The sequence below is a fragment of the Nostocoides sp. genome (genome assembly GCF_035343835.1).
GTDB classification, from domain to species: domain Bacteria; phylum Actinomycetota; class Actinomycetes; order Actinomycetales; family Dermatophilaceae; genus Nostocoides_A; species Nostocoides_A vanveenii.
Genome location: NZ_DAOQZV010000197.1, coordinates 1 through 6,094 on the forward strand (window position 1 = coordinate 1; position 6,094 = coordinate 6,094).

A 6,094-nucleotide genomic window follows, 5' to 3' on the forward strand; every position below is an offset into this window, starting at 1 on the left:
GATCAGCACCGGCGCGGCACGCACGCCGGCCAGCCACGCGGCGCGGGTGCTCCCTGACGGTGTCGCCGTGGCAGCGGGGGGCGCCGTTGCTGCAGGCGGCGGGATGGCTGAGGGCGGCGTGGCCGCCGCCCAGAAACGATCGCGATCGACGTCGGTGACCAGGGCGACATACGCCCATCCCTGGCTGAAGCCCGCGCTCGGTGCCCGGCCGGCGTCGGCGAGCAAACGGCATACGAGATCGGGGTCGACGGGCGCGTCGGCGCGAAAGCGGCGGGTCATCCGGCGCCGGCGTACGACCTGCGCGTAGTCCACGGGCGTCAGTGTGCCACCCGCTACCCGTGCGTGCTGCAGGCAGCAATCTGGCGTCTGTCAGGATGGGGGGCATGGACGGCGACGCTCTTCCTCCCGGCTATCCGCACGAGTGGGAGGCCGACGTCGTCCTGCGGGACGGCAGTGTCGGGCATGTGCGGCCCATCGTGCCGCAGGACGCCGACCGGGTGCGGCGTTTTCACGCCGGGCAGTCGGCCGAGTCGATCTATCTGCGCTTCTTCGCTCCGCTGAAAGAGTTGAGCGAGAAGGACATTCACCGATTCACCGAGGTCGATTATGTCGATCGGGTGGCACTCGTCGTGACCCACCGCGAGGAGATCATCGGCATCGGGCGTTATGACATGATCAGCCCCACGTCCGCCGAGGTGGCCTTCAACATCAGCGACCACTATCAGGGGCGGGGGATCGGGTCGGTGCTCCTGGAGCACCTGGCCGATATCGGCCGAGATGCCGGGCTGACCAGCTTCGAGGCCGAAGTGCTTCCGCAGAACCACCGGATGCTCGCCGTTTTCGCCGATGCCGGCTATGCGGTGTCGCGGCGTGTCGAGGATGGCGTGGTCGTCGTCCACTTCGACATCGAGCCGACGGAGAAGTCGGAGTCGGTGCGTCTGGCGCGGGAGCACCGTGCCGAATCACTGAGCATCTCCGGTCTGCTCGCGCCGCAGGTGCTCGCCGTGATCGGCGCGGGACGCACACCCGGTAGCGCCGGCCACGAGATATTGCGTCACCTCCTCGACGGCGGCTTCACCGGCCAGTTGTATGCCGTGAACCCCACCGCCGAGGAAATCCTCGGCGTGGAGACGCACCCCCGGGTCGCTGCCATCCCTGCTCAGGTCAATGTCGCCGTAGTGGCGGTGCCGGCGGCATCGGTGCTGGAGGTCGTCGACGACTGCGCTCAGGCCGGCGTGCACGCCGTCGTCATCGTCTCGGCGGGGTTCGCCGAGAAGGGCAAGGAGGGGCAGCGGCTGGAGCGGCGGCTGCTGCGCCTGGCGCGCGACAGCGGCATGCGGATTGTCGGGCCGAACTCCTTCGGCATCATCAATACGGCGTTGTCGATGAACGCTTCCCTTGCGCCGCAACGGATTCCAGCCGGGCATTTCGGGTTGTTCGCCCAGTCCGGCCCGCTGGGCATCGCGGTCCTACAATCGGCCGGGCGCCGCGGGCTGGGTCTGTCGAGCTTTGCGTCCGCCGGCAACCGGCTCGATGTCTCGGGCAACGACTTGATGCAGTACTGGATCGACGACGACCAGACGCACGGCGTCGGGCTCTACCTGGAGTCGATGGGTAATCCCCGCAAGTTCTCGCGGATCGCGCGCCGTCTGGCGATGGCGAAGCCGGTCATTGTCGTGAAGTCGGGGGTCTCGCGCCATGGCGCACCCCCCGGGCATCGGGTCCGCGAGACCGAGGTCGACCCGGCGGCATTCACCGCGATGCTGCGCCAGGCGGGCGTCGTGCACGTTGACACCATCCACCAGATGTTCGACGCCGCCCAGGTGTTGATCTATCAGCCGGAGCCGCCGGGAGACCGGGTCGCGATCGTCGGCAACTCGGTGCAGCTGTCGGCCCTTACCGCGCAGGCGGCCGAGAGCGCCGGACTGCGGATCGCGCACGGCCCGTCGAGCGTCGATGCGGAGGCGCCGCTGGATCAGTTCCGCAAAAAGCTCCAGAAAGCCTTCGCCGACCCCGGGGTGGACTCGGTCGTGGTGACCTTCACCCCGCCCCTGATCGGGCGCGAGGAGGAGGCCATCGCAATTATCGGCGAGGTGGCAGCTGGATCCGAAAAGACCTGTGTCGCAACGATGATCGGGACCCGCGGTATTGCTGACGGCCCGCCCCTGACCGTCGAGATGCCGACCGACGACGGCCGCGCGCCGCGCAAGCTCCCGCTCTACACCACCCCCGAGGACGCGATCCGCGCGCTCGGCCATGCGACGCGGTATGCCGCGTGGCGGCGCAAGGAGAAGGGCGATTTGCTCTCGCGCGCCGGCGTGGTCAAGGTCGGGGCTCAGGAGATCGTCGACGCCGCGCTGGCTGCCGAGCCGGGCGGTCTGATGCTGCCGCACGAGGAGGCGCGCAAGCTGCTCGCGACCTATGGCATCGACCTGTGGCCCCGCGTGCGGGTCACGAGTGCGGACGAGGCGGTCGCTGCCGCCGAGGAGGTCGGCTTCCCGGTGGTCGTGAAGTCGCTCTCGCCCATGGTGCGCGGCCAAGCGACACTCCAGGGCGTGCGGCTCGACCTGCCCAATGGGGATGCGGTCCGTGAGGCCTACGACTCGCTGGAAGACCGGCTTGCGGCCTACGACCGCGCGGCGTATGTCGTGCAGCGCATGGCGCACCCGGGCGTCTCCTGCGTCGTGGCCGGCACCGAGGACCACCTCTTCGGGCCGGTGGTGAGCTTTGCGATCGCCGGGCTGGCACACGACCTGCTCCATGACGTGGCCTACCGCATCCCGCCCCTGACCGATGTGGACGTGGACGAGTTGATCTCAGAAATCAAGGCGGCGCCGCTGCTCACCGGCTACAAGGGCGCGCCGCCGGTGGACCGCTTGGCGCTCGCAGATGTGGTCGGGCGGCTCTCGATGCTCTCCGACGACCTGCCCGAGCTGGCCTCGATCGTGCTCAACCCGGTGATCGCCCACCCTGCGGGGGTCGACGTCCTCGGTGCCGAGGTCGTGCTCGCGCCGCCGGCCAAGCGCAAGGACATCCGCCGGCGGGCCTTGACCTGACCGGTGGCGGATTCGACGGGCGATGCCCCGTGGCGTCCGCCGAGCGGAGCTCGCCGAGGCTGTCGGTGGCCTTTGGCATGATGACCGTATGTCGCCACGCAGGGGTTTGCCCGCCTTTCCGGCTCTGCCGCAGGGCCTGACCGTCGCCATCGAGCAGGCCGGCTATTACCCGGCGCTCGTCGCCGATGTCGTCGGTGCCGCGCTCGCCGGGGAGCCGGTCGTCTCCTTCCTCGTCCACCAGGAAACGACCTTCGACGCCGACGCCGTGCGCCGGCACGTCACCGTGCTCGTGCTCACCGACACGCGCCTGGTCATCGGTCATGCCGACGATCACTCCGACGATCCCCATGGCATGGAAGACGTGGCGACCGCCACCACCGAGTCGGTGCCCCTGCGATTCGTGCGTGGGGTGATGCTCACCCACGTGGTCGCCGACCCCCGCAACTATGTCCCCGGCTCGCTGGGACGGGAGATGACCTTGACGGTCGGGTGGGGCACCGTCAGCCGGGTTGACCTGCTGCCGGCGACCTGCGGAGACCCCGCCTGCGACGCCGACCACGGACTGGAGGGCACGATCGCCTCCGATGACCTGGTCTTGCGGCTGTCCGCGGACGCCGACGGGGACGGCGTCCTGACGCAGGGGATGGCCTTCGCCCACGCCCTGTCGGCGCGGATCGGGCGCTGAGGTGGCCCGGCCGCCGGGCTTCCATCCGCCGAGCTATACGCACACCAGCCTGCCGCAGGTGCTGCCGGCGCTCGCGGCGTCGCTCGGAGTTGACCTGGGCGGCGATGGAGTCGGCGCGGGCGGTGGGCCGGGCGCCGGGGGTGAGGCGACGGCATACGGGCTGGGGGTGCGGAGCGCGCGGCGCGCGGTGGTGGTGCTGCTCGACGGCCTGGGTCTGGAGTTGCTGCGGCGGCGCGCCGGGCACGCGCCGTTCCTGCGCTCCCTTCTGCCGGGGTCCCCCGATCTGACGTGCGGTTTCCCGTCGACGACGGCGACCTCGCTCGCGTCCTTCGGCACCGGCACGCCGCCCGGTGAGCACGGGCTGGTCGGCTACCAGGCGCGGATTCCCGGCACCGAGGTGATCTTCGATCACTTGTCATGGGAGAACGGCCCGGACCCGCGGGCGTGGCAGCCGGACGCGACGATCTTCGAGCGCGTGGCGGTCGACGGGGTGGCGGTGACCCGGATCGGGTTGCCCTATTTCGCCGGGTCCGGGCTGACCGTCGCCTCTCAGCGCGGTGGGCGCTTCGTCGGTGCCCGAAGCCTGTCGGAGGGCGTGAAGGCGGCAGTGCGGGCGGCGCGAGCCGACAAGCGGGCTCTGGTCTTCCTCTACTGGGGCGACATCGACAAGTTTGGTCACGTCCACGGCTGCGACTCCCCGGAGTGGACCGCGGCGCTTGAGGAGGCCGACACCCAGTTGCGCCGGCTCGCCGAACAGTTGCCGGCCGACGCGAGCCTGACGGTCACGGCGGATCACGGCATGGTCGACATCCCCTTCGCCGACCGGATCGACCTGGCGCGGGATGCCGAGTTGGACGACGGGGTCGTGGCCATCACCAATGAGCCGCGGGCGCCCCACGTCTACACGTTGCCGGGTGCGGCGACCGATGTCGCGGCCCGCTGGTCCGGGCGTTTCGGCGACCGCGCGCTGATCCTGACCCGCGAACAGGCCATCGACGAGGGCTGGTTCGGGCCGGTCGCGGCGCGCAATGCGGCGCGGATCGGGGACGTGGTCGCAGCCTTCGGTCCGGGGCTCGCCGTCGAGGACTCACGCACCTCCAAACCCATCCTGCTCTCGCTGCTCGGCATGCACGGGTCATTGACGTCGGCAGAGACCTCGGTCCCGCTGCTGCATCACGCGGCTTTGGCTGGCTGATCGCCCAGTCCCTGCTGCTCCGCGGCTTTTCCGCGTGAGGGGACCGCTTGACATCGACGACCCGGGTCATGATCGAGGTTCGTGAAGCGGTAGACGATTCGAACCGTCGACCGCTGCCCATCCCGTCACCGTCTGCACACAGCGTCGATCGCGGCGCATCCCAGCTGCACCGGGGGTTAGGGGATCAGCCTGTACTCCTGCGCGGGGCCGGCATCAGGGCAGCGGGCAGGCGTCGAGCTCAAGGGGTAGGACGTCCGCCGACAAGGCGGCCGCATGCGCGGCGCGGGAGTTCATCCGTCGCATGTAATGGCGGCGGCAGAGCACTTCGTACTCGACGACACCAGGAGCGGCGGCCTCGGTGTCGCCGACCACCACCTGTTCGCCCTCGACGACCATCACGCCGTCGACGACGCGCGCGTTGTGGGTGGCGCGGCGCCCGCACCAGCACAGGGCCTCGACCTGGAGCACCTGGACCTTGTCGGCCAGCTCGATCAGGCGCCGCGAACCGGGGAAGAGCTCGGTGCGAAAGTCGCTGGTGATCCCAAAGGCGAAGACATCGACGTCCATCTCATCGACTAGCCGGGCGAGTTGCTCGACCTGCGCGGGTGAGTAGAACTGGGCCTCGTCACAGATCACATAGTCGACGCGGTGCCCGCCGGTGCGGCGTTCGACGACGACATCCCAGAGGTCCAGGCCGTCGCTGACCTCGACGGCCGGCGTCGAGAGCCCCAGGCGCGAGGAGAGGACCGACTGACCGGCCCGGTCGAAGCGGGTGAAGATGAGCCCCGCCCGGCCCCGTGCGCGGTGGTTGTGATCCATCTGCAGGGCGAGGGTCGACTTCCCGCAATCCATCGTCCCGGAGAAGAACACCAGCTCGGCCACGATCGGCAACCCTATGCGCACATCGAGAGTCGGAAACACGCCGTATGCCGTTCCGTGCGCCCGGCGTGTCACCGACTGTCGACTTCGGGGCGCCGCGTGATTCAGTCTTGGGCGTCCTTGGCAGGTCCGAACATCACGTCGTTCCAGTTGGGCACGCCCACCCTGCCCTTGCGCCGGCCGCTCGAGGCCGGCGGGGCCGGCTTCGGCGGTCCGGGTTTGGGCGCCTGGGGCGGTGGCGGTGCCTCGGGCTGTGACGACGCGGAGTTCGCGTCAGGG

The 6,094-nt window shown here is 69.9% G+C and carries 5 protein-coding genes; 3 read left to right on the plus strand and 2 right to left on the minus strand.

The annotated features are described in order from the left end of the window. A partial coding sequence (locus PKH97_RS12635) for a nitroreductase family protein (RefSeq protein ID WP_324387839.1) occupies positions 1 to 312 on the minus strand: 312 nt, incomplete at its 3' end. A gap of 71 nt (positions 313 to 383) precedes the next feature. Here PKH97_RS12635 and PKH97_RS12640 point away from each other — a divergent pair. The 3 genes from PKH97_RS12640 (at position 384) to PKH97_RS12650 (ending at position 4,936) form a co-directional block, all read left to right on the plus strand. Beyond that, the gene (locus PKH97_RS12640; protein WP_324387840.1) at positions 384 to 3,056 is read left to right on the plus strand and encodes a GNAT family N-acetyltransferase; all 2,673 of its coding nucleotides are present in this window, start codon (positions 384 to 386) and stop codon (positions 3,054 to 3,056) included. Positions 3,057 to 3,144: 88 nt separating this feature from the next. After that, entirely contained in the window at positions 3,145 to 3,741 is a 597-nt protein-coding gene (locus PKH97_RS12645; RefSeq protein ID WP_324387842.1) for a DUF5998 family protein, read from the plus strand. Position 3,742: 1 nt separating this feature from the next. After that, positions 3,743 to 4,936, plus strand: a complete 1,194-nt coding sequence (locus tag PKH97_RS12650) for an alkaline phosphatase family protein (protein ID WP_324387843.1) — start codon at positions 3,743 to 3,745, stop codon at positions 4,934 to 4,936. A 213-nt stretch (positions 4,937 to 5,149) separates the two neighbouring features. On the opposite strand, the gene PKH97_RS12655 is transcribed toward PKH97_RS12650, so the two are convergent. Then, positions 5,150 to 5,818 (minus strand): thymidine kinase, encoded by a 669-nt coding sequence (locus PKH97_RS12655; RefSeq protein WP_324387845.1) that lies wholly within the window; start codon positions 5,816 to 5,818, stop codon positions 5,150 to 5,152. Between the last annotated feature and the right edge of the window lie 276 nt (positions 5,819 to 6,094).

Excerpts from the sequence above, each read along its gene's own strand:
- PKH97_RS12640 (WP_324387840.1), top strand. The coding sequence starts at position 384 with ATGGACGGCGACGCTCTTCCTCCCGGCTATCCGCACGAGTGGGAGGCC.
- PKH97_RS12645 (WP_324387842.1), top strand. The coding sequence starts at position 3,145 with ATGTCGCCACGCAGGGGTTTGCCCGCCTTTCCGGCTCTGCCGCAGGGC.